The sequence below is a fragment of the Streptomyces sp. NPDC088762 genome (genome assembly GCF_044750905.1).
Classification (GTDB): Bacteria; Actinomycetota; Actinomycetes; order Streptomycetales; family Streptomycetaceae; genus Streptomyces.
In genome coordinates this window covers 433,931-453,354 of sequence record NZ_JBIVKT010000001.1, presented here as the reverse complement: position 1 = coordinate 453,354, position 19,424 = coordinate 433,931, and the positions used below count along the sequence as shown (strand labels likewise).

Here is a 19,424-nt window from a genome sequence, read left to right as displayed (position 1 = left end):
GCATCATCGGGGCATGATCGAGCACTCCGAGCCCGAGCCGTCCAGGCCCCTGCGGTCCTGGATACGCTCCTCGCCCGGAACGCACATCTGGCTGCTGATCATCGCCGTCACCAGCGTCATCGTCGTGATCGCGCCCGACCAGGTCGAACGCGTCCTGCTCCACCGCAACAGCAGCAACATCCACCAACTCGACCAGCACCCCGTCCGGGCACTCCTCAGCAGCGCCTTCTGGATCGAGAACCCGGCCTCGCTCGCCCTGTACGCCGTGCTCTTCGAGCTCTTCCACGCGCCCGTCGAACGCTGGCTCGGCACCCTGCGCTGGCTCGTGATCGTCGCGACCGCCCACGTCGTGGCCACCCTGGTCAGCCAGAAGGTCCTGCTGACGGCCATTCAGGACAACCGCGCTCCGCGCAGCATGACCCACGTGGTCGACATCGGCGTCAGCTACGGACTGGCAGCCGCCGTAGGAGTCCTCACCTACCGCCTCCCCAACCCCTGGAGATGGTTCTACCTGGCGGGTGCGGTGGCCTTCTTCGGTCTGCCCCTGGCCACCGGCGGAACCTTCACCGACCTCGGCCACGCCATCTCGCTGGCGGTCGGCCTGCTCGCGTGGCCGCTCACCCGCCACGATGTTTCACGTGAAACACACGCCCTGTTTCACGTGAAACATCGCTAGCGTCCTCGCGCCTTCGCCACGGCCGATGCACGGAAATTCGCTGGTACGGGACGTTGGCGCGGGGCAGAGTGAGTCGTGCGGGGAGCAACAAAAGGTCCGGGGCAGCCACTTCGAGCGCGCCTTCTGGCGCGGGCTGCCCCGGACCTCTCGTACGTCGTACCGCTACCCGGCGCCCAGCAGACGCTCCAGCACCACCGCGATGCCGTCCTCCTCGTTGGAGGCCGTCACCTCGTCGGCCACCGCCTTCAGCTCCGCGTGCGCGTTCGCCATCGCCACGCCGTGGGCGGCCCAGCCGAACATCGGGATGTCATTGGGCATGTCGCCGAAGGCGATGGTCTCCGCGGCCTTCACACCGAGCCGGCGCGCGGCAAGCGACAGGCCGGTGGCCTTGGTCAGCCCGAGCGGCAGGATCTCCACTATGCCGGGACCGGCCATCACGATGTCGACCAGATTGCCCACGGTCTCCCGGGCCACCTTGACGAGCGTGTCGTCGTCCAGCTCGGGGTGCTGGATGTAGAGCTTGTTCAGCGGAGCCGTCCACACCGCGGCCGTGTCCTCCAGGTAGACGGCCGGGAGGCCCTCCTGCACCTGGTAACCGGGCCCGAACAGGACGTCGCCGTCCACCCCGTCCCGGCTGGCCGCCAGGGCCAGCGGCCCCACTTCGGCCTCGATCTTCGACAGCGCCAGGCCGGCGAGCTGCCGGTCCAGCGTGACCGAGGTCAGGAGCCGGTGTGCGCCCGCGTCGTAGACCTGTGCGCCCTGTCCGCACACGGCGATCCCTTGGTAGCCGAGATCGTCCAGCACGCTCCGCGTCCACGGCACGGCTCGGCCGGTGACGATGATGTGCACCGCGCCCGCCGCGGTGGCCGCGACGAGCGCTTCACGGGTGCGTTCCGAGACGGTGTCGTCGCCACGCAGCAGCGTGCCGTCGAGATCGGTCGCGACGAGCTTGTACGGGAACGGGGCCGGGCTCACTTGGTGATCGGCTCCAGGACCTCGCGGCCACCGAGGTACGGACGGAGCACCTCGGGCACCCGCACCGTACCGTCGGCCTGCTGGTGGTTCTCCAGGATCGCGACGATCGTGCGCGGTACGGCGCACAGCGTGCCGTTCAGCGTGGACAGCGGCTGGGTCTTCTTGCCGTCGCGGTAGCGGATCGACAGACGGCGGGCCTGGAAGCCGTCACAGTTCGAGGCCGAGGTCAGCTCGCGGTACTTGCCCTGGGTCGGGATCCAGGCCTCGCAGTCGAACTTGCGCGAGGCGGAGGCGCCCAGGTCACCGGTGGCGACATCGATCACCTGGAACGGCAGCTCCAGGCTGGTCAGCCACTGCTTCTCCCACTCCAGGAGACGCTGGTGCTCGGCCTCGGCGTCCTCCGGTGCGACGTACGAGAACATCTCGACCTTGTCGAACTGGTGGACGCGGAAGATGCCGCGGGTGTCCTTGCCGTACGTACCCGCTTCGCGGCGGAAGCAGGGCGAGAAGCCGGCGTACCGCAGCGGCAGCTTCTCGGCGTCGATGATCTCGTCCATGTGGTACGCGGCGAGCGGGACCTCGGAGGTGCCGACCAGGTAGTAGTCGTCCTTCTCCAGGTGGTACACGTTCTCCGCGGCCTGACCGAGGAAGCCGGTGCCCTCCATGGCGCGCGGGCGGACCAGCGCGGGGGTGAGCATCGGGATGAACCCTGCTTCCGTGGCCTGCGCGATGGCCGCGTTGACCAGGGCCAGCTCCAGCAGGGCGCCCACACCGGTGAGGTAGTAGAAGCGCGAGCCCGACACCTTGGCGCCGCGCTCCACGTCGATGGCGCCCAGCGACTCGCCGAGTTCCAGGTGGTCCTTGGGCTCGAAGCCCTCAGCGGCGAAGTCGCGGATCGTGCCGTGCGTCTCCAGGACGGTGAAGTCCTCCTCACCGCCGACCGGGACGTCCTCGTGGACGATGTTGCCCAGCTGGAGCAGGAGCTTCTTGGCGGCTTCGTCGGCGTCGTTCTGCTCGGCCTCGGCGGCCTTGACGTTCTGCTTGAGCTGCTCGGCCCGCTTCAGCAGCTCGGCGCGCTCCTCTGGGGAGGCCTTGGGAATGAGCTTGCCCAGGGACCTCTGCTCATTGCGCAGTTCGTCGAAGCGCATGCCTGAGGACCTGCGGCGCTCGTCGGCGGAGAGCAGTGCGTCGACGAGTTCGACGTCCTCTCCACGGGCGCGCTGCGAGGCGCGGACACGGTCAGGGTCTTCACGGAGCAGCCGGAGGTCAATCACCCCTCCAGGCTACCGGGCTGGGCTTCCGGGGATCACACCGATATCACGCTGCGTGTCGCTATGTCCTAATTGCCGTGAATGGATAAGTGGTGGCGGTCGGCCGGAAGTGATCCCTCTCGGGTGGTCAATAAAAGCGGCCCATTCCCCGAAAAGGGGCACGGCGTTGTCGGCCGGTAAGCCCTGAGCAGGGCCGCAGTGCGTTCCTTGTCCACAGGAATTCCCGCTACCCCCACCTTATCCACAGGCTGTGGGCCGGATCTGTGGACACGGGAATAGATCATTCCCCGTCGCCGAGCCCTCAGTGCGAATCAAGGTTCAAACCACCCTCACACACTCATTCGGGTGGGAATGACTCGCCCCAAAGAGTTGATCGGTGATACGGAGGTGACGCCGTTCACCTTCCGCTCTCCAGCGCGAAACCTGCGCCACCCGACCGATATGTCGACCTTGTCGGGCCGCTGTGTCGACTTGTCCCCAGGTCCCCATCTCGGCCTGTGGATAACTCTGTGGACAGCGGACGACGTCCTACGCCCGCCCGTCGAGGCAACGCGTCAGCCAGTCGGAGGCCGCTGTGAAGTCGCCGTCGGAGGTTCCCGGCCGGGGAGCGCGTACGTCACCCTGAGCGACGCCCGCACGCGGGTAGGAGCCCAGGAAGCGGACCTGCGGGCACGTCCGTTTCAGGCCCATGAGCGCCTCACTGACCCGACGGTCGGAGATGTGGCCCTCGGCGTCGACCGCGAAGCAGTAATTGCCGATGCCCTGACCCGTCGGCCGCGACTGGATCAGCATCAGGTTGACCCCGCGCACGGCGAACTCCTGGAGGAGCTCCAGCAGCGCACCGGGATGGTCGTCGCCGAGCCACAGCACGACCGAGGTCTTGTCCGCGCCGGTGGGAGCCGCCGGCCGGGCAGGCCGCCCGACCAGTACGAACCGGGTCTCGGCGTTCTCCGCGTCGTGGATCTCGGTGACCAGCGGGACCAGCCCGTAGGTGGTGGCGGCGAACTCGCCCGCGAAGGCGGCGTCGAACCGGCCCTCCTGCACCAGCCGGGCGCCGTCTGCGTTCGAGGCGGCCGACTCCCACACCGCGTCGGGCAGATGCGCCCGCAGCCAGTTGCGCACCTGAGGCTGGGCCACCGGGTGCCCGGTGACGGTCTTGACGTCGGACAGGGCGGTGCCGGGCCGGACGAGCAGTGCGAAGGCGATGGGCAGCAGCACCTCGCGGTAGATCATCAGGGGCTCGCCGGAAGCCAGCTCGTCGAGGGTGGCGGTGACCCCGCCCTCCACCGAGTTCTCGATCGGTACGAGGGCGGCCGCGGCCTCGCCGTTGCGCACGGCGTCCAACGCGGCCGGCACCGACACCATCGGGACGAGCTCCCGGGTGGCGGCTTCCGGCAGCGTGCGCAGGGCGGCTTCGGTGAAAGTGCCCTCGGGTCCGAGATACGTGAAGCGGGTGGCCGACATGCGATCAGCCTAATGCCGGGGCACTGCCCCCACAGGCGCTTGTTCACCCTTCGAGCAGGCGTTGCCCCACGTACTCCCCGGTGCGCGGGCCGGGCGGAACCGCGTACAGGCCACTCGACTCGTGCCTGATGAACTGCGACAGCGCGTCCCCGCGGTCCAGCTTGCGCTGGACGGGGACGAATCCGCGCAAGGGGTCGGCCTGCCAGCAGACGAAGAGGAGGCCGGCGTCGGGAGCCCCGTCGGCGCCGATCCCGTCGTGGAAGGAGAAGGGACGCCGGAGCATCGAGGCCCCGCCGTTCTGCTCGGGGGCGGAGATCCGGGCGTGGGCATTGGACGGGATGACCGGCTTGCCGTCGGGGCCGATCTTGTCGAGTGCCGGCTCCGACGTCTCGCTGCCGCCGGTCAGGGGCGCGCCCGTGGCCTTGGTACGGCCGATGACCTGCTCCTGCTGGGCGAGCGACTGCTTGTCCCAGTCGTCGAGGAGCATCCGGATGCGCCGCACCACCGCGTACGAGCCCCCGGCCATCCAGGAGTGCTCGGCCGGCCCGGGGCCCGCGCCGGGGACGAAGATCCGCTTGTCGAAGTCGGGTTCCGAGGGCTTCGGGTTGCCGGTGCCGTCGATCTGGCCCATCAGGTTGCGGGCGGTCATCGGGGTGGCGGTGACCCCCGGGGACCGGTTGAAGCCGTTCATCTGCCAGCGGACACGGGCGGCGTCCCCGGCGTCCTTCTGGAGGGCGCGCAGCGCATGGAAGGCGACGAGCCCGTCGTTCGCGCCGATCTGCACCCACAGGTCGCCGTTGCTGCGCTGCGGGTCGAGCCGGTCGGACGAGAAGTCCGGCAACGGGTCCAGGGCCACCGGCCGACGGGCGGTGAGGCCGGTGCGCTCGAAGAAGGAATGCCCGAAACCGAAGGTGACGGTGAGGGAGGACGGACCGGCATCGAGGGCGATACCGGTGTCGGAAGGTCCGGCGGTCTCGCCCGCCATGAGCAGCCGCGCGGTGTCCGACCAGCGCCGCATCAGCGCGGCGGCCTCCCTGCGGCCCGCGCCGCCCACGAGGTCGAAGGCGACGAGGTGGCCCTTGGCCTGCAGGGGCGTGGTGATACCGGCCTGGTGATCGCCGTGGAAGGCGACCTGGGTGGCACCGACGGAGGTCAGGCCACCGGGGGCCCCTGAGCCCGAGCCGCTCCCGGAGTCGGCGAGCGCGGAGTGCGCCAGGGCGCCGCCCGCGGCGCCGAGCGCGAGCCCGGCGGCCCCCGCGGCGCCGACGGTGCCCAGCAGCCTGCGCCGGGAGATCTCGATGTCGGGGTTGGTCTCGGTCACGCTGTTCAGCCGATCTTCACGGTCTTCTGGACGGTCGTCTGGTCGATGTCGGAGGTACGGAGGGTCACGTCGATGCGCCAGTCGCCGGCGAGCGGCAACTGCACCCCGGACGCGGTCCAGTGCCCGGGTGCGGCCTGCTCGGGCACGAGGGGCAGGGGGCCGATGTCCTTCGCGGGCAGGGTGAACGCCACCTTTACCTCGGGGAGGTCGAAGGGCTTGCCGTCACCGGTCTCGGCCCAGAGGTGCAGGGTGTTGGCCCCTACCCGGCCCGGGTCGAGCTCGAGCCGGATGTTCCCCTTGCCGTTCCGGCCGCCCGTGTCGAAGGGCAGGGTGATCTTGACGGCACGGTCGGGAACGGCGGTGGTGGCCCCGGCGCGGCCCGTTTCCCGTTCCACGGTGCGCCCCGGTTCGGTGCTGGTGAGGACCGTGGTGACAGCGAGCAGGACCACGGCGATGCCCGCCTCGGCGAGGACGGAGCGGCGCAGGCCGGCACGGTCCGGGTCGGCGTTGCGGACCTGCTTCTGACGCGCGGCCTCGCGGGCGGCCTGCTGCCGGGCGAGCTGCGCGGCGCGCTCGGGGTCGGCGGGCACGGTGACGGGCTGTGTTTCACGTGAAACATCGCGCTGCACGACGAGCCGGGCGGACCGCTCGCCGTCGGCCTCGTCGGCCTCGGCGGCCTTCTCGGGCTCGCGGGCGCCGCCATCACCGAGCCGCGCGGTCCACCTCCGCGACACGGAGGCGATCCCGACGAGAACGGCGACCAGGCCGACCTTCACGAGCAGCAGCCGTCCGTAGTCGGTGCCGGTGAGTGCGGACCAGCTGCCGAGCTGGCGCCAGGACTGGTAGACGCCGGTGACGGCGAGCACCAGGACGCTGACGAAGGCCACCCGGGAGAAGCGCCGGACAGCAGCCCGCTCGATACCGGGGATCCGGTGCAGGGCGACGAGCAGAGCCGTGAGCCCGCCCAGCCAGGTGGCGACGGCCAACAGGTGCAGGATGTCCGCAGGCATGGCGATCGCGGGCTGGATACCGGTGGAGGCGTGCTCGGACAGCGCCCAGGTGGCCGCGATGCCGCCGGACACGACGGCGCCGCCGATGGCCAGGCCGAAGGCGAGGTCACTGGTGTCCTTGGCCTCCTGGACGTCGGGCTCTGAGTCGGCAGCAGTCACGGAGCCCTGTACGCGCCGTGCGTAGACGCCGAAGAGGACCGCGATGAAGAGGGCCGCAGCGCCGAGCAGGAGCAGCCGGGAAACCAGGGAGGCGCCCGCCTTCGTCTCCAGGACGGTCTTCAGGGCATCGAGGTCGAAGGCGTCGGCGAACTTCCCGGACCTGGTGTACGGCCCGCGGAGCACCAGCATCGCCAGGGTGGCCGCGGTCAAGGTGACCCAGGCGCGCACGACCAGCTTCTGGAGCGGCCGCTCGGCGGCGCCCCGCCGCCAGCACAGCAGGATGAAGGCGGCGCCGCCGACCAGTACGGTGAAACCGGCGTAGGACAGGTACCGGGCGATCCCGTAGGCGATGCCGACGGGACCGCCACCCGCCTGCCGCTTCGGGAGGGCGACCTCCGTGGCCGAGGGCGCGCCGACGGAGAAGGTGAAGGCGCCGGAGATCGGGTGGCTGTCGGCGGAGACGGCCTGCCAGGCAACGGTGTAGGTGCCGTTGGGCAGGCCGGACTGCAGTGCGGTGCCGTATCGGACGGTGCTCCCGCTGCACATGTCGCGCAGTTCCCCGGTGTCCACGCGCTTGCCCCGGGGGTCCAGGACGCGGATGGAGTCGTCGCCCATCGCCACCTGCTCCGAGAACGAGAGCGTGACCTGGGCGGGCGCCGTGGCGACCACCGCCCCGTCCTTGGGGTCGCTCGCGGTGAGTGCGGCGTGCGCCGAGGCCGGGGAGGCCGCGGTGAACAGGGTTGCCAGCAGGGCTGCGAGGACCAGCGCGAGCCGCGGCAGGAGTGCCGTGGCGCGGGCGCGGGCCAGGGAGGAGGCGGGAGCGGTGGCCGTCATGGCGTGTCGGTTCCTCGGTCCGTCAGTGGGCGTCGCCGGCTGTGGATGCCGGAGCCTGCGCGGTGTACGTCCGTTCCTTCACGTCGAGCTCGACCTTCACGGGGTCGGCCTTCTCGAAACGCAGCTCGACGGTGACCTTGTCGCCGACCTTGGGAGTGCTCTTGAGCCCCATGAACATGACGTGGTTGCCGCCGCGCTCGAGCCTGAGCTCGCCGTTGGCGGGCACGTCCAAGGACGGGACCTGCTGCATCTTCTGGTCCTTGGTCTCGTGGATCTGGAGATCGTCGGAGAGCGTGGAGGTGACGCCGGTGAGCTTGTCGGCGGTCTTGGAGTCGTTCTCGATGACCATGAAGGCGCCGGCCATCTTGTCGTTGACGGGCTGGGGCATGAAGGCGCCACTGACCTTCATCGAGGGCTTGGCCGGCCCCTCCGAGGAGTCGGAGCAGCCGGATATGGCGAGGGCTGCCGTCAGGGTCAGGACGGCGGCCATGGCGCTGGTGCGGGTGGTGCGGGTGGTGCGGGCGGTCACGGGTTCTCCCCCTTGATGATCTTCGGCAGGTCCTTGGCGTAGTCGTCGACGGTGGCGCCCTCGCCGTAGAGGACGTAGCCCTCGTCGGTCTTGGGTGAGAACGCGATGACCTGGGCGCCGTGCATGGAGACGACGCTGCCGTCGGCCTCCTTCTTGGCGGCCTCGATGCCGATGCCGAGCGAGCGCGCGGCGGCCTGGATGGTGGCGAAGTCCCCGGTCAGTCCGGTGAAGGACGGGTCCTGGGCCTTGAGCCACGCGCCGAGGGAGGCGGGGGTGTCCCTTTCGGGGTCGGTGGTGACGAAGACGACCCGGAGGTTGTCCTGGTCCGCCTTCGGGAGTGACTTCTTGGCGACGGCGATGTTGCTCATCGTCAGCGGGCACACGTCGGGGCAGTTGGTGTAGCCGAAGTAGATGAGCGTCGGCTTGCCCTTGGTCTGCTCGCGCAGGTTCCACGGGTTGCCGGTGGTGTCCGTCAGGACCAGCTCCGGCTTGGTGAACGGGCGGTCCAGGACGGTTCCGGCCTTGGCGTTGTTCTGGCCCCCGCTGATCTGGGTGACCGAGCCGGTCTTGGCGGCCTCGCCGCCGCAGGCGGTGAGGGTGAGCGCGGCCGCCGCGAGGAGAGCGGCGACCGTCACACGTGTGGTGCGCATGGAGATGTCCCTGGGATCGGGGCTGTTACGGATGGTCCTTGAGCACCTGGTCCACGGGCGCGCCAGGTCGACGGGCGCGGCGGGCCAGGCGGATCAGGGAGTCGTCAGGCAGGTCGGGCAGATCAGGCGGAGCGGCGGCGCGAGGCGATGCCGAAGGCGACACCGCCCAGTCCGATGACGATGCCGGCGATGCCGAGGGCGCGCGCGGTCGTGTCGGAGCCCTGCTTGCCGGTGGCCTCGTCGTGGCCGTGCCCGGCGTCCGCGCCCGTGCCGGAGTTCTTGGCGTCGGCCTTCTTGTCACCGGCGTCGTGGTGGCCGTCGGCGCCCTTGGCGGCGGTCAGCTTCAGGACGGGAGCCGGGGTCTGCGGTTCCGCGGCGCCCTCCTTGGCCTCCTCGATCCAGCGGACGACCTCGTTGTTGTCGTAGGTCTGGATCGCCTTGAAGACCATCTGGTCGGCGTTCTCGGGGAGCTTGCCGACGGAGACCGGGAACTGCTGGAACTTGCCGGGCTCGATCTTGCCGCCGGTCCAGGTCACCTTGGTGACGGCCTCGTTGACCTGCTTGCCGTGCACGGTGAGCGGCTTGTCGAGCTTGCTCTTCTCGATGGTCACCGTCCAGCCGGGGACGTCCTGCGGCATGACGGACGTGAGCGGCTGGTCGATCGGGAAGTTGACCTCGAGCTGCGTCGTCGAGGCGTTGTCGCGCTCGTTGGGCACCTTGAAGTTGATCGTCGCGTAGCCGCCCTTGGTGGCCTCGCCGGGCTGCACGCTGACGTGCGCGAAGGCAGGACCGGACAGGACGAGGACGGCACCGGCGGCGAGGGCGGCGGCGAAGGAGATGCGAGAGGTCTTCATGGCGGAAACGCTCCAGGGAAGCAGGGTGACGGTGGCTCCGCGCACGGGCGCGCGGAGTTCGCGGCACCGGTGCTCCCACCGTGTGTCCCGGAGAAGAGGGTGCCGCGTCAGGCTGCGAGGGCGAGCGCCGTGGGCGGCCCGCGCCTGATCACCGTGTGCTGGAGCGCCTCACGGCCGGTCGCGGCCGGCGATGCCGCATCGGCCCGCGCGGACCGCGGCGTACGGACGGGCGCGCCCGGGAGCCCGGCGCCGAGGGCCCGTACGAAGGCCAGTGCGGCGCGCAGCGGCCGTACGGGATCGGCTTCGGCGGACAGCCGGGACAGTTCGACGAGCCGGAAGAGCGCGGCGTCGCCCCGGCCGAGCAGCCAGCCGGCGGCGAGCGCGGCCAGCAGGTGGCCCAGCAGCATGGCCGGGCTGAAGAGGCCGGTCGTCGCGGGCAGGGTGGTGGCCTGTGCGAGGTGGGCGTGGGCGCCGTGCCCCTGGGCGGCCATTCCTCCCGCCTGGGTGAGCTGTCCGGCCTGTGCGGCCAGGGCGGCCGGGTCCAGGCCGGCGGTCTCCAGGACCTGCCGGGCGTCGGCCGGGCTGAGCGGTACGGAGTTGCCCCCGCACACCAGCCGGGCGGCGAGCTCCGCGAGCGAGCCGTCGGAGGTCGCGGCCGGGACCTGGGCCTGGGACGTTGCTGCGCCGTGCTGGCCGAGGCCGAACAGCACGTGCAGGGTGAGCTGTCCGGCGGTGAGCCCCGCGGCGATGCCGGGCAGCGTCCGCCGGCGTCCCGCGAGCGGGGCCGCGACCGCGAAGACGGCGAGGAAGCCGAGGGACAGGGACCACCAGGGCACGGTGGCGCAGGATGCCAGGGCGTGCCCCGCGGCGGACAGCACTACACAGACCGCGGTGAACACCGCGGCCCGGATCAGCCGGAGGCCGGCTCCGGCGTGCGTCGCGTGGGGGGCAGTCATGGCCGGGCCATCATCGCACTGCGCTCGGGCCTTTCATACGGCAGGTCCGGAAGGTCCCTTGAGTCCGGCTGGAACGCCCCCCGAAGGCGCCCGCGCCGGCCCTCCTGGCCCGCATACACCGGTGCCCGGGAGAGTCGCATCGGCCGAACGAGGGCAAAGGGGGCTCCGACGGCCGCCCGGGCGCTTACGGTGCGCCACGGGCGGCAATACGTAACCGTATGAGCATCTGGTGGTCTCTCCACTTGAGGCGCGAAGCCGCGAGCGTGCCGCTCGCCAGGCGACTGCTGCTGGGGACGATGGAGACCGCGGGGGTGGACCCGGACATCTCCTACGATCTGTCGGTGGCGCTGAGCGAGGCGTGCGCGAACGCGGTGGAGCACGGCGGGTGCGGCGGCACCACGGACGAGACCGAGGCGTACCACGTCACGGCCTACCTGGACGGGGACCGCTGCCACATCGAGGTGACCGATTCGGGGCCGGGATTCCCGCCCGCGACAGTGGCCCGCCTCAGACCCTCGCTCGCCGAACACGGCCGGGGACTGCACCTGATCGCGGAACTCGCCGACCACGTCCGCTTGCGCAACCGGCCGGGCCGCGGCGCGGTGGTGAGCTTCGACAAGATGCTCAAGTGGCGCGACGGCGCGCTGCTGAAGGTGTCCTAGGAACGCCGGAGGGCGGGCCCCCAGCCGGGAACCCGCCCTCCGTCACGCGCGACCGGTGTGGTCACCCCGCGTCGGTGCTGCGTCAGCCCTTGAGCCGCGCCATCCAGGCCTCGACCTCGACCGAGGTGCGCGGCAGCCCGGCCGACAGGTTCCGGTTGCCGTCCTCGGTGACGAGGATGTCGTCCTCGATCCGGACGCCGATGCCGCGGTACTCCTCGGGCACGGTCAGGTCGTCGGCCTGGAAGTACAGACCCGGCTCGACGGTGAGGCACATGCCCGGCTCCAGCGTGCCGTCGACGTACGCCTCGGTGCGCGCGGCGGCGCAGTCGTGGACGTCCATGCCGAGCATGTGACCGGTGCCGTGCAGGGTCCAGCGGCGCTGCAGGCCGAGCTCCAGGACGCGCTCGACCGGGCCCTCCAGCAGGCCCCACTCGACGAGCTTCTCGGCGAGCACGTGCTGGGAGGCGTCGTGGAAGTCGCGGAACTTCGCACCCGGCTTGACGGCGGCGATGCCGGCTTCCTGGGACTCGTAGACCGCGTCGTAGATCTTGCGCTGGATGTCGGTGTACGTGCCGTTGATCGGCAGCGTGCGCGTGACGTCCGCGGTGTAGAGGGAGTGGGTCTCCACGCCGGCGTCGAGCAGCAGCAGGTCGCCGGAGCGGACGTCGCCGTCGTTGCGGACCCAGTGCAGGGTGCAGGCGTGCGGGCCGGCGGCGCAGATCGAGCCGTAGCCGACGTCGTTGCCCTCGACGCGGGCGCGCAGGAAGAAGGTGCCCTCGATGTAGCGCTCGGAGGTGGCCTCCGCCTTGTCGAGGACCTTCACGACGTCCTCGAAGCCGCGGACGGTGGAGTCGACGGCCTTCTGCAGCTCGCCGATCTCGAAATCGTCCTTCACGGCGCGGGCCTCGGAGAGGTAGACGCGCAGCTCCTCGTCGCGCTCCTTGGTCACCTTGTCGGTGAGGGCGGCCTCGATGACGGAGTCGTGGCCGCGGACGTTGCGGACCGGGCCTTCGGCCTCGGCCAGGGCCTCGGCGAGCTCGCGCACGTCCTTGGCCGGGATGCCCAGGAGCTGCTCGGCCTCGGCGAGGGAGTGGCGGCGGCCGACCCACAGCTCGCCCTGGCCCGACAGCCAGAACTCGCCGTTCTCACGGTTGGAGCGGGGCAGCAGGTAGACGGTGGCGGTGTGGCCGGTCTCCCCGGTGGGTTCCAGGACGAGAACGCCGTTCTCGGTCTGGTCGCCGGTGAGGTACGCGTACTCGGTCGAGGCGCGGAAGGGGTACTCCGTGTCGTTCGAGCGGGTCTTCAGGCGGCCGGCGGGGATGACGAGGCGGTCGCCGGGGAAGCGCGCGGACAGCGCGGCGCGGCGGGCGGCGGTGTGCGCGGCCTGCGCGATGGGCTCCAGCCCGTGCAGCTCGGTGTCCGCCCAGCCCGATCGCATGTTCTCGGCGAGTTCGTCGCTGACGCCCGGGTACAGCCCGTTCTTGCGCTGCTTGTGCGTCTTCTTGGGCTGCTCTTCTTCCGGGGTCTCCGGGGTGAGCTCGTCAGCCACGTCTTCTCCTCAGCTACGACAGACACGGACCTGGGTGTGGACCTCGTCCATCGTATGTGCGAACGGGCGGGGCCCGGCGGGCCTTGTGCCCTATTGCACAAATAGCGACCAACGCCGCAAAAGGGTGTCGATCACTCGAATCGGGCGGCGAGCAGCACGATGTCCTCGGGAAGGTCGGCAGGCTCCTCTTCGGGCAGCACGGTTCGCAGGACGTGGTCGCAGAGGGCGGCCGGGTCGTCCCGGGCGCTACGGGGCACCCCCGCGGCCGCCGCGTGCAGCCGGGCGTAGGCGCGGTCCATCGGGTCGCCGGTACGGCGCAGCAGCCCGTCCGTGTACAGCAGCACCGTTTCTCCGGGTGCGGGCTCGAGCTCCACGCTCGGCGCCTCCCAGCAGGACAGCATCCCCAGAGGCGCGGAGAGCGAGGTTTCCACGTACTCGGTACGGCGCTCCCCGATCAGCAGCGGCGGGGTGTGCCCGGCCCCGGCCAGGAGGATCTTGCGCTGGGCGGGCTCGCAGTACGCGAAGAGCGCGGTGGCCGAGCGGGCCGGCTCGGTGAGGCGCAGGAGCAGCTCCAGATCCGACAGGACGGCGACCGGATCCTCCCCTTCCATGACGGCATAGGCGCGCAGGGAGGCGCGCAGCCGGCCCATCGCGGCGACGGCGCTCGGCCCCGATCCGGTGACGGAGCCGACGGCCAGCCCCAGGGCGCCCTCGGGCAGCGGCAGGGCGTCGTACCAGTCGCCCCCGCCGAGGGGCCCGGTGTGGTGGCGGGCGGCGAGCTGCACCCCGGGGACCCGGGGGAGCCGGCTGGGCAGCAGCTCCTCGGCGACGGTGGCCAGGCGCGAGCGGGAGCGCTCCACCTCCACCATGCGGGCCACGTGCTCGGCGGCGTGGCGCACGTACAGGCCCACGAGGTCGCGCTGGCGGTCGCCCGGTTCGGCCTGTTCGTCGTACAGCCAGACGGCCGCGCCGAGCCGGCCGGTGGCCTCCGCGGTGAGCGGCAGCGCGTAGCTGGCGGCGTAGCCGAGACGCGCGGCCACCTCTCGGTGGCGGGGATCGACGGGGGCGGCGAACCCCCCGACGCCGGCGGGGGCGTCCGGCTCGGGGAGCACCTCCGAGCCGCCGTGGGCGTCGGGGAGGCCGTCGAGGATGCGGCCGTACGAGGTCGCGCTGCGCGGGACGGTCTCGATGTGGCCGAGGTCGGAGTGGCCGAGGCCGAGGCCGATGGTGCTGGTGGGGCCGAGCCCGTCGGAGGGCTCCAGGACGATCAGGCCGCGGCGGGCACCGACGAGGGCGGCGCCGGCGCGCAGGAATTCGTGGAGAGAGGAGTCGAGATCGCCGGTGCGGGCCAGGCGTTCGGTGAGTTCGTGGAGGGTGGTGAGGTCCGAGACCATGCCGGCGAGCCGGTCCTGGATGAGACTGCCCGGGCCGGGTGCGGGGGCCTGGGCGGGAGCAGTCCGTGCGGGCGTGGGCGCCGCAGTGTGCGGTGACGCCGTAACTGCTGGATCGATTCCAGCCACTTTCGGCAGATGCGGGGCGCTCATGGCGTCCGCCTTTCCACCTGGTGCGATTCGCCAAATAGCATCGCAAACCCCCAGATCGTGCTGCGCCGCCATCAAGGAATCCACATCTACACGCACACATGGATGCATGTCCAGCATTGCCCAGGTGGGAATCCTGGTGTCCGTGAGGCGGCAACTCACTGTCGGGCCAAGGCTAGAACTTGGCCGGAAAAAGCTGGAAGCAGACGGTTTTTGAGGTCGACTGGGCGGGCTCCACAAGGGGTTCGGGTACGTAATCGGTAGTGCCCGGGGCCAGTTGGCTCTCCCTTGCCCGGTCCCTGCCCGCCCCGACGCCCCTTCGGCACGATTCCGGTACCGCCCGGGAACCGTCCGGCACGGGCCGTCGTCCTTAGCGGCGGCAGCCGGTCTGGGCACCGGTGCGGGTCGCGCTTCGCCCCCGCCGGACGTTTGATGGACCCGTAAGAAAACTGCACGAACCGTGTGAACCTGCTTATAGCGGACAGTGACGCGAAACGTGTACGTGTGGTGAGACACCGGTTACATGGTGTGATGTGGCCCTCGGCGTTCAACGGAAAGGAACGAGCGCTCATGCGCGAGATCCTCGGAAGGCGTCTCCAGCGGCTCCGCGATCGCTTTCAATCCCTGCGCCCCACCCCGGGACGGAGCGGCGGCACGCCGGCTCTCCTCGACGCGGCGCTCACCTGCGCCACCGCATGGCAGTGGCCCGTACTGCCCGGTGTCGGCCGGTCCGCCGCGGACGCTTCGCGCTGCGCCTGCCCCGACCCCGACTGCGTCGTCCCCGGCGCCCATCCCTTCGACCCCGGACTGCTCGCGGCCACCACCGACCCCCGGATGGTGACCTGGTGGTGGACCAACCGGCCCAGCGCCCCCGTTCTGATGGCCACCGGCGGGGCGGCCCCGTGCGCGGTGAGCCTCCCGGCCGGCGCGGCGTCGCGTGCCCTCGTACGGCTCGACGCGCAGGGCATGCGGCTCGGGCCGGTCGTGGCCACTCCCACCCGCTGGTCGCTGCTGGTGGCGCCGTATTCGCTGGAGCGGCTCGGCGAACTCCTCTACGCCAAGGACCAGGTGCCCTCCTCGCTGCGCTTCCACGGCGAGGGCGGCTATCTGCTCCTGCCGCCCTCCGCCGCGTCCAGTGGCGGCCAGGTGCGCTGGGAGCGGGAGCCGCGGCCGGGGCCGGGACGGCCCGGAGCGGCACGTCTCTGGCTGCCCGAGGTCGAGGCGGTCGTGGACGCGCTGGTCGAGGCGAGCAGCGGCGCGCCCGGCGGCGGCAGCAGCAGGCTCGCGTACTGACCCGCCCGCACCCGGTGCATCACTCGTACGGGTGCCGGCGGCACGGGTTTCCAAGGGAATTGGGCGCGGGCATCTCCGTGCCCCATTCCCGCCTCGCTATCTTCGGCGAATGAATCTCCGCCTGATCGGTATCGGCGCCGGTGTGCTGATCATCTTGTCGCTCCCCCTGGCCGGAGCGATCGCGGGGCCGGATTTTGCCGGTCAAGATGACGGAAAAGGCGGCGGCCTGATCTCGGCGCTCGGGCTTTCGGACGCCTCGCGCTCCTCGGGATCCCCGCAGCCCCCGGACTCCGCGCGTTCCGCACCACAGCGGTCTCCGGGCTCGCCGGCCGAGGCCGGGCCCCCGCAGCCCGGTCCGGCGGAGCAGCCCCGTACGGATTCCACCTGCGGACCCGAGGTGTCCTCGCCGCACGGAGTGGAGGCGCAGACCTGCGTCCTGGTGGCCGAAGGCCGGACGTGGGGCCGCAGTTACTACCGGAACACCAGTGGCCGCGCGCTGGACGCCGTACTGACGGTGATGGGGCCGGCCGGCCGGACGGTGCAGATCCGGTGCGCGGTCGGCCCGGGCGACGAGCCGGGGCTGTGCGAGACGCCGAGGGAGGAGTCGAACGGTGATCCGGACGGCTACTCGGCAGTTGCGGAATTTGCAATTCCGGATGATGAAGGGCAGCTGCTGCTGCGGTCCGGTAGCAACTCACCGGCTCCGGGTGACGGTTGAGCACCGCCGAAATGGAAGCGCCCGGTCGCTGGCGACGGGGGATGCACCAGCGACCGGGCTACAAGAACGGTAACAAGAGATCGCCTGTTCGCAAATTCGATCTCCGATATTCAGACACCGATTTGCAGACGATTAGCGGGAGTTGTGACTCCGGTCACCGACTCTGCGCGGGCGCGCGGGTCAGCTGAGGGTCACCTGGCGGTTGGTGAGTCCGCCGCGCGCCCGGCGCTCCTCCGTGGTCAGCGGTTCCGCCGAGGCCAGGGCCCCGGCCAGCCGCTCCGCGAACTCCGCCGCCGGCTTCTCGACATCGTCCGCCGTGACCCCGGTGGGCAGGTCCCAGACCGGGACCATGAGGCCGTGCGCGCGGAAGGAACCGACGAGCTTCGTGCCCTCGCCGAGCGAGGAGGTGCCCGCCGCGTGGAGCCTCGCGAGGGCGTCGAGCAGCTTCTCCTCGGGGTGCGGCATGACCCAGCGCAGGTGGTTCTTCTCGGGCGTCTCGCACCAGTAGGCCGCGTCCACGCCGGCCAGCTTGACGGTGGGGATGGCGGCCGCGTTGGCACGCTCGAGCGAGGCGGCGATCTCCGGAGAAGCGCTCTGGGCGCTCTCCGATTCCGGAATCCAGAATTCGAAGCCGGTGTGCACAACCGGCTCGAAACCGCCGTCGGTGTCCAGGAGATCCTGAAGTCGCGGCCCGTCGGCCGGAACCCGGTGGGCCGGAACCGGGGTGCCGGGCTCCGCCACGAGGGCGCGCTCCAGCGTGTCGGCCATGTCGCGGCTGAGGTCCCCCGTGGAGGACTCGTTCTGCAGGCCGAGCAGGACGGATCCGTCCTCGCGACGCAGCGCGGGCCAGGCCAGGGGAAGGACGGTCACCAGCGTGACGGAGGGGACGCCCTGCGGCAGCCCGCCCTTGAGGGACAGCGGTACGGTCGCCGCGGGCACGAGCTCGCGCAGCGCGACCCAGTCGCATTCGCCCGGCAGACCCTCGAAGGGACGCCGCACGTGCTCGGTGACGGCGTGCGCGGCGGCCGCGCCGTGGCAGGCCTTGTAGCGGCGCCCGGAGCCGCAGGGGCAGGGCTCGCGGGCGCCCACCACCGGGATTTCACCGTTCTTGAGCTGCGGCTTTGCAGTCTTCGCTGCGGGGCGCTTCTTGGCCATCGTGGGTGTCTCCCGGTTGCGGCGGTACGGCGTCGTGTCTGGGCGCGAGCCTAGCCGTTCGTACCGCCGGAACCGGGCGGGTGCGGCCGGGAGCACGGTCGGCGTGCGCTCCCGGACGGCCGCGCGTACGGATGACCGGTTTTTGTGTCGGGGATCCCGGTGTCAGGGATCCCGGTGTCACGGATCCCGGTGTCACGGATCCAGATCGTCGAAGGCCGTACTGAAGTCGATCGCCGGGGGCGCAACGCGCGTAGCGAAATCGTCGTGCCGGGCCCCACCAGCGATGATCACCCAGACGGTGACCTCGCCTGACGCTCCATCCCGGACACCCCAGTCCTGGGCAAGGGCACTGATGATGTTCAGCCCCCGGCCGCCGCGGGCGGTGACCGAGGGCGTCGCGGGAACGGGGCGAGTGGGCCCGCCCCCGTCCGTGACCTCGACCGTCAGCCGGCCCGCATGATCGATGCGCCATGCGGCGCGTATCTCCCCGTCCCCGACTTCCCGTGAGCCCAGTGGCCTGCCGTGTCGACAGGCGTTGCTGAGCAGTTCGGAAAGGATCAGTACGGCATCGTCCACGACCGATTCGGACACCCCGCTGATACGCAATTGCTCACGCATCCGGTGTCTCGCCTCGCCCACGCCCGCAGGACCATGGCGTACGTCCATGCACGACGACGTGGGCACTTCCTGTGCCACCACCAACGCCACCCCCGGAACCTCCTTAGCCCCACGCATGGTCTGGATGCCCCAATGGCCTGGACCGGAAACCGCCGCGGCGGAGCCCTCTGACGCATTGGCGACGGCCGAATGCGGAGCGGATGCGCCGGGGCACACCCTGTGAGGGAAGTGGTGGAGGTGACGGGTGCGCAAAACGGGACGTCAGCGCCCCAGTTGGGACAGAACCTGACGGGGTCTGTTCGTGATGATCGCTTCCACGCCGAGATCAGCGCACAGCTGAACGTCTTCTGGATCGTTCACTGTCCATACGTGTACGGAGTGACCCGCTCCCTGGAGCTTGCGGATGAAGCCGGGGTGGTTGCGCACGATCCGCATCCCGGGGCCGGCGATCTTCACGCCCGCGGGCAGCCGGCCGTCGCGCATCCGGGGCGAGATGAACTGCATGAGGTACACGGTCGGGATGGTCGGGGCGGCCGCCCGTACGCGGTGCAGGGAGCGGGCGGAGAAGCTCATCACGCGCACGGGGTGCGGGCCCTCGGGGGGCGGGGCGTCCAGGCCGAAGCGCTTGAGGAGGAACAGGAGGCGTTCCTCCACCTGTCCGGCCCAGCGGGTCGGGTGCTTCGTCTCGATGGCGAGCTGCACCGGACGCCCGGCGTCGGCGACCAGCTCCAGCAGGCGTTCGAGGGTGAGGACCGACGTGCGCTCGGGGTCCGCGTCCCAGTCGGGGGACTCCTCGCGGTCCTTCCAGGATCCGAAGTCGAGAGCGGCGAGATCGGCGAGCTCGAGGGCGGAGACGGCGCCGCGGCCGTTGGAGGTGCGGTTCACCCGGCGGTCGTGGACCAGGACCAGATGGCCGTCGGCGGTGAGCCGGATATCGCACTCCAGGGCGTCGGCCCCGGCCTCGATGGCCTTCCGGTACGCGGCCAGGGTGTGCTCGGGGGCATCCTCCGAGGCGCCGCGGTGGGCGACGACCTGGATGGTGCGCGGCGTTGCGTGGGTCACCGGGTCATGGTGCCACCGACAGGCCCCCCGGCGTCGAGGCCGCCTCCTGGGGATGCGCCCGGAATGCCGGATATAAAGAATGTCGGGAGATGCACAGGTCCGGCTTACAGTGCTCTGACGGGGCATG

General features: G+C 70.9%; 17 protein-coding genes and 1 pseudogene. 4 read left to right on the top strand and 14 right to left on the bottom strand.

Translation table 11 applies throughout. The features are described from left to right. The first annotated feature begins 13 nt into the window (after positions 1-13). Positions 14-676: a rhomboid-like protein gene (locus ACIP5M_RS02140; protein ID WP_401190868.1), complete on the top strand. Its 663-nt coding sequence runs from the start codon at positions 14-16 to the stop codon at positions 674-676. 162 nt (positions 677-838) lie between these two features. On the opposite strand, the gene ACIP5M_RS02135 is transcribed toward ACIP5M_RS02140, so the two are convergent. The 9 genes from ACIP5M_RS02135 to ACIP5M_RS02095 all read right to left on the bottom strand — a co-directional run bounded on the left by ACIP5M_RS02135 (position 839) and on the right by ACIP5M_RS02095 (position 10,699). Beyond that, positions 839-1,651: an HAD family hydrolase gene (locus ACIP5M_RS02135; protein ID WP_401190866.1), complete on the bottom strand. Its 813-nt coding sequence runs from the start codon at positions 1,649-1,651 to the stop codon at positions 839-841. After that, the gene (gene serS, locus ACIP5M_RS02130) at positions 1,648-2,925 is read right to left on the bottom strand and encodes a serine--tRNA ligase (protein WP_401190864.1); all 1,278 of its coding nucleotides are present in this window, start codon (positions 2,923-2,925) and stop codon (positions 1,648-1,650) included. Before serS ends, ACIP5M_RS02135 begins: the two co-directional genes overlap by 4 nt. 525 nt (positions 2,926-3,450) lie before the next feature. Beyond that, a complete protein-coding gene (gene pheA / locus ACIP5M_RS02125; protein ID WP_401190862.1) occupies positions 3,451-4,386 on the bottom strand; it encodes a prephenate dehydratase in 936 nt (311 codons plus the stop codon). Between the two features lie 43 nt (positions 4,387-4,429). Further along, complete coding sequence (gene efeB, locus ACIP5M_RS02120) at positions 4,430-5,707, bottom strand: iron uptake transporter deferrochelatase/peroxidase subunit (RefSeq protein WP_401190860.1); 1,278 nt, start codon at positions 5,705-5,707, stop codon at positions 4,430-4,432. Positions 5,708-5,712: 5 nt separating this feature from the next. Continuing rightward, positions 5,713-7,710 carry a copper resistance CopC/CopD family protein gene (locus ACIP5M_RS02115; protein WP_401190858.1) on the bottom strand — a complete coding sequence of 666 codons (1,998 nt, stop codon included), beginning with the start codon at positions 7,708-7,710 and terminating at the stop codon, positions 5,713-5,715. A 22-nt stretch (positions 7,711-7,732) separates the two neighbouring features. Continuing rightward, a complete protein-coding gene (locus tag ACIP5M_RS02110; protein ID WP_401191836.1) occupies positions 7,733-8,200 on the bottom strand; it encodes a copper chaperone PCu(A)C in 468 nt (155 codons plus the stop codon). Between the two features lie 35 nt (positions 8,201-8,235). Beyond that, positions 8,236-8,889 (bottom strand): SCO family protein, encoded by a 654-nt coding sequence (locus ACIP5M_RS02105; protein ID WP_401190856.1) that lies wholly within the window; start codon positions 8,887-8,889, stop codon positions 8,236-8,238. Positions 8,890-9,011: 122 nt separating this feature from the next. After that, positions 9,012-9,743: a YcnI family protein gene (locus ACIP5M_RS02100; RefSeq protein WP_401190855.1), complete on the bottom strand. Its 732-nt coding sequence runs from the start codon at positions 9,741-9,743 to the stop codon at positions 9,012-9,014. A gap of 107 nt (positions 9,744-9,850) precedes the next feature. After that, a complete protein-coding gene (locus ACIP5M_RS02095; RefSeq protein WP_401190853.1) occupies positions 9,851-10,699 on the bottom strand; it encodes a hypothetical protein in 849 nt (282 codons plus the stop codon). Positions 10,700-10,917: 218 nt separating this feature from the next. Between ACIP5M_RS02095 and ACIP5M_RS02090 the strand changes: the two genes are divergently transcribed. Beyond that, positions 10,918-11,361: an ATP-binding protein gene (locus ACIP5M_RS02090; RefSeq protein ID WP_401190852.1), complete on the top strand. Its 444-nt coding sequence runs from the start codon at positions 10,918-10,920 to the stop codon at positions 11,359-11,361. A gap of 82 nt (positions 11,362-11,443) precedes the next feature. Here the strand turns inward: ACIP5M_RS02090 and ACIP5M_RS02085 are convergent, their stop codons facing one another. Together ACIP5M_RS02085 and ACIP5M_RS02080 are read right to left on the bottom strand one after the other, a co-directional pair. Beyond that, a complete protein-coding gene (locus ACIP5M_RS02085; protein ID WP_401190850.1) occupies positions 11,444-12,910 on the bottom strand; it encodes an aminopeptidase P family protein in 1,467 nt (488 codons plus the stop codon). Positions 12,911-13,041: 131 nt separating this feature from the next. Further along, positions 13,042-14,571: a PP2C family protein-serine/threonine phosphatase gene (locus tag ACIP5M_RS02080; protein WP_401190848.1), complete on the bottom strand. Its 1,530-nt coding sequence runs from the start codon at positions 14,569-14,571 to the stop codon at positions 13,042-13,044. Between the two features lie 450 nt (positions 14,572-15,021). On the opposite strand from ACIP5M_RS02080, the gene ACIP5M_RS02075 reads away from it, so the two are divergent. Continuing rightward, a complete protein-coding gene (locus ACIP5M_RS02075; RefSeq protein ID WP_401190846.1) occupies positions 15,022-15,744 on the top strand; it encodes a bifunctional DNA primase/polymerase in 723 nt (240 codons plus the stop codon). 109 nt (positions 15,745-15,853) lie between these two features. Next, positions 15,854-16,462: a hypothetical protein gene (locus ACIP5M_RS02070; RefSeq protein WP_401190844.1), complete on the top strand. Its 609-nt coding sequence runs from the start codon at positions 15,854-15,856 to the stop codon at positions 16,460-16,462. Between the two features lie 180 nt (positions 16,463-16,642). Here ACIP5M_RS02070 and ACIP5M_RS02065 read toward each other — a convergent pair whose 3' ends face one another. The 3 genes and pseudogenes from ACIP5M_RS02065 to ACIP5M_RS02055 form a co-directional block, all read right to left on the bottom strand. Beyond that, positions 16,643-17,617, bottom strand: coding sequence for a DUF5926 family protein (locus ACIP5M_RS02065; protein WP_401190842.1), 975 nt, complete (start codon positions 17,615-17,617; stop codon positions 16,643-16,645). A gap of 192 nt (positions 17,618-17,809) precedes the next feature. Beyond that, positions 17,810-18,411: pseudogene (locus tag ACIP5M_RS02060) on the bottom strand (ATP-binding protein). 85 nt (positions 18,412-18,496) lie between these two features. Next, positions 18,497-19,297 (bottom strand): glycerophosphodiester phosphodiesterase, encoded by an 801-nt coding sequence (locus ACIP5M_RS02055; protein ID WP_401190840.1) that lies wholly within the window; start codon positions 19,295-19,297, stop codon positions 18,497-18,499. Between the last annotated feature and the right edge of the window lie 127 nt (positions 19,298-19,424).

Bases quoted from the DNA above. Each gene is read 5' to 3' on its own strand.
- ACIP5M_RS02140 (WP_401190868.1), top strand. From the start codon at position 14: ATGATCGAGCACTCCGAGCCCGAGCCGTCCAGGCCCCTGCGGTCCTGG.
- pheA (WP_401190862.1), bottom strand. From the start codon at position 4,386: ATGTCGGCCACCCGCTTCACGTATCTCGGACCCGAGGGCACTTTCACC.
- ACIP5M_RS02115 (WP_401190858.1), bottom strand. From the start codon at position 7,710: ATGACGGCCACCGCTCCCGCCTCCTCCCTGGCCCGCGCCCGCGCCACG.
- ACIP5M_RS02110 (WP_401191836.1), bottom strand. From the start codon at position 8,200: ATGGCCGCCGTCCTGACCCTGACGGCAGCCCTCGCCATATCCGGCTGC.
- ACIP5M_RS02105 (WP_401190856.1), bottom strand. From the start codon at position 8,889: ATGCGCACCACACGTGTGACGGTCGCCGCTCTCCTCGCGGCGGCCGCG.
- ACIP5M_RS02100 (WP_401190855.1), bottom strand. From the start codon at position 9,743: ATGAAGACCTCTCGCATCTCCTTCGCCGCCGCCCTCGCCGCCGGTGCC.
- ACIP5M_RS02095 (WP_401190853.1), bottom strand. From the start codon at position 10,699: ATGACTGCCCCCCACGCGACGCACGCCGGAGCCGGCCTCCGGCTGATC.
- ACIP5M_RS02090 (WP_401190852.1), top strand. From the start codon at position 10,918: ATGAGCATCTGGTGGTCTCTCCACTTGAGGCGCGAAGCCGCGAGCGTG.
- ACIP5M_RS02080 (WP_401190848.1), bottom strand. From the start codon at position 14,571: ATGCTGGACATGCATCCATGTGTGCGTGTAGATGTGGATTCCTTGATG.
- ACIP5M_RS02075 (WP_401190846.1), top strand. From the start codon at position 15,022: ATGCGCGAGATCCTCGGAAGGCGTCTCCAGCGGCTCCGCGATCGCTTT.
- ACIP5M_RS02070 (WP_401190844.1), top strand. From the start codon at position 15,854: ATGAATCTCCGCCTGATCGGTATCGGCGCCGGTGTGCTGATCATCTTG.
- ACIP5M_RS02065 (WP_401190842.1), bottom strand. From the start codon at position 17,617: ATGGCCAAGAAGCGCCCCGCAGCGAAGACTGCAAAGCCGCAGCTCAAG.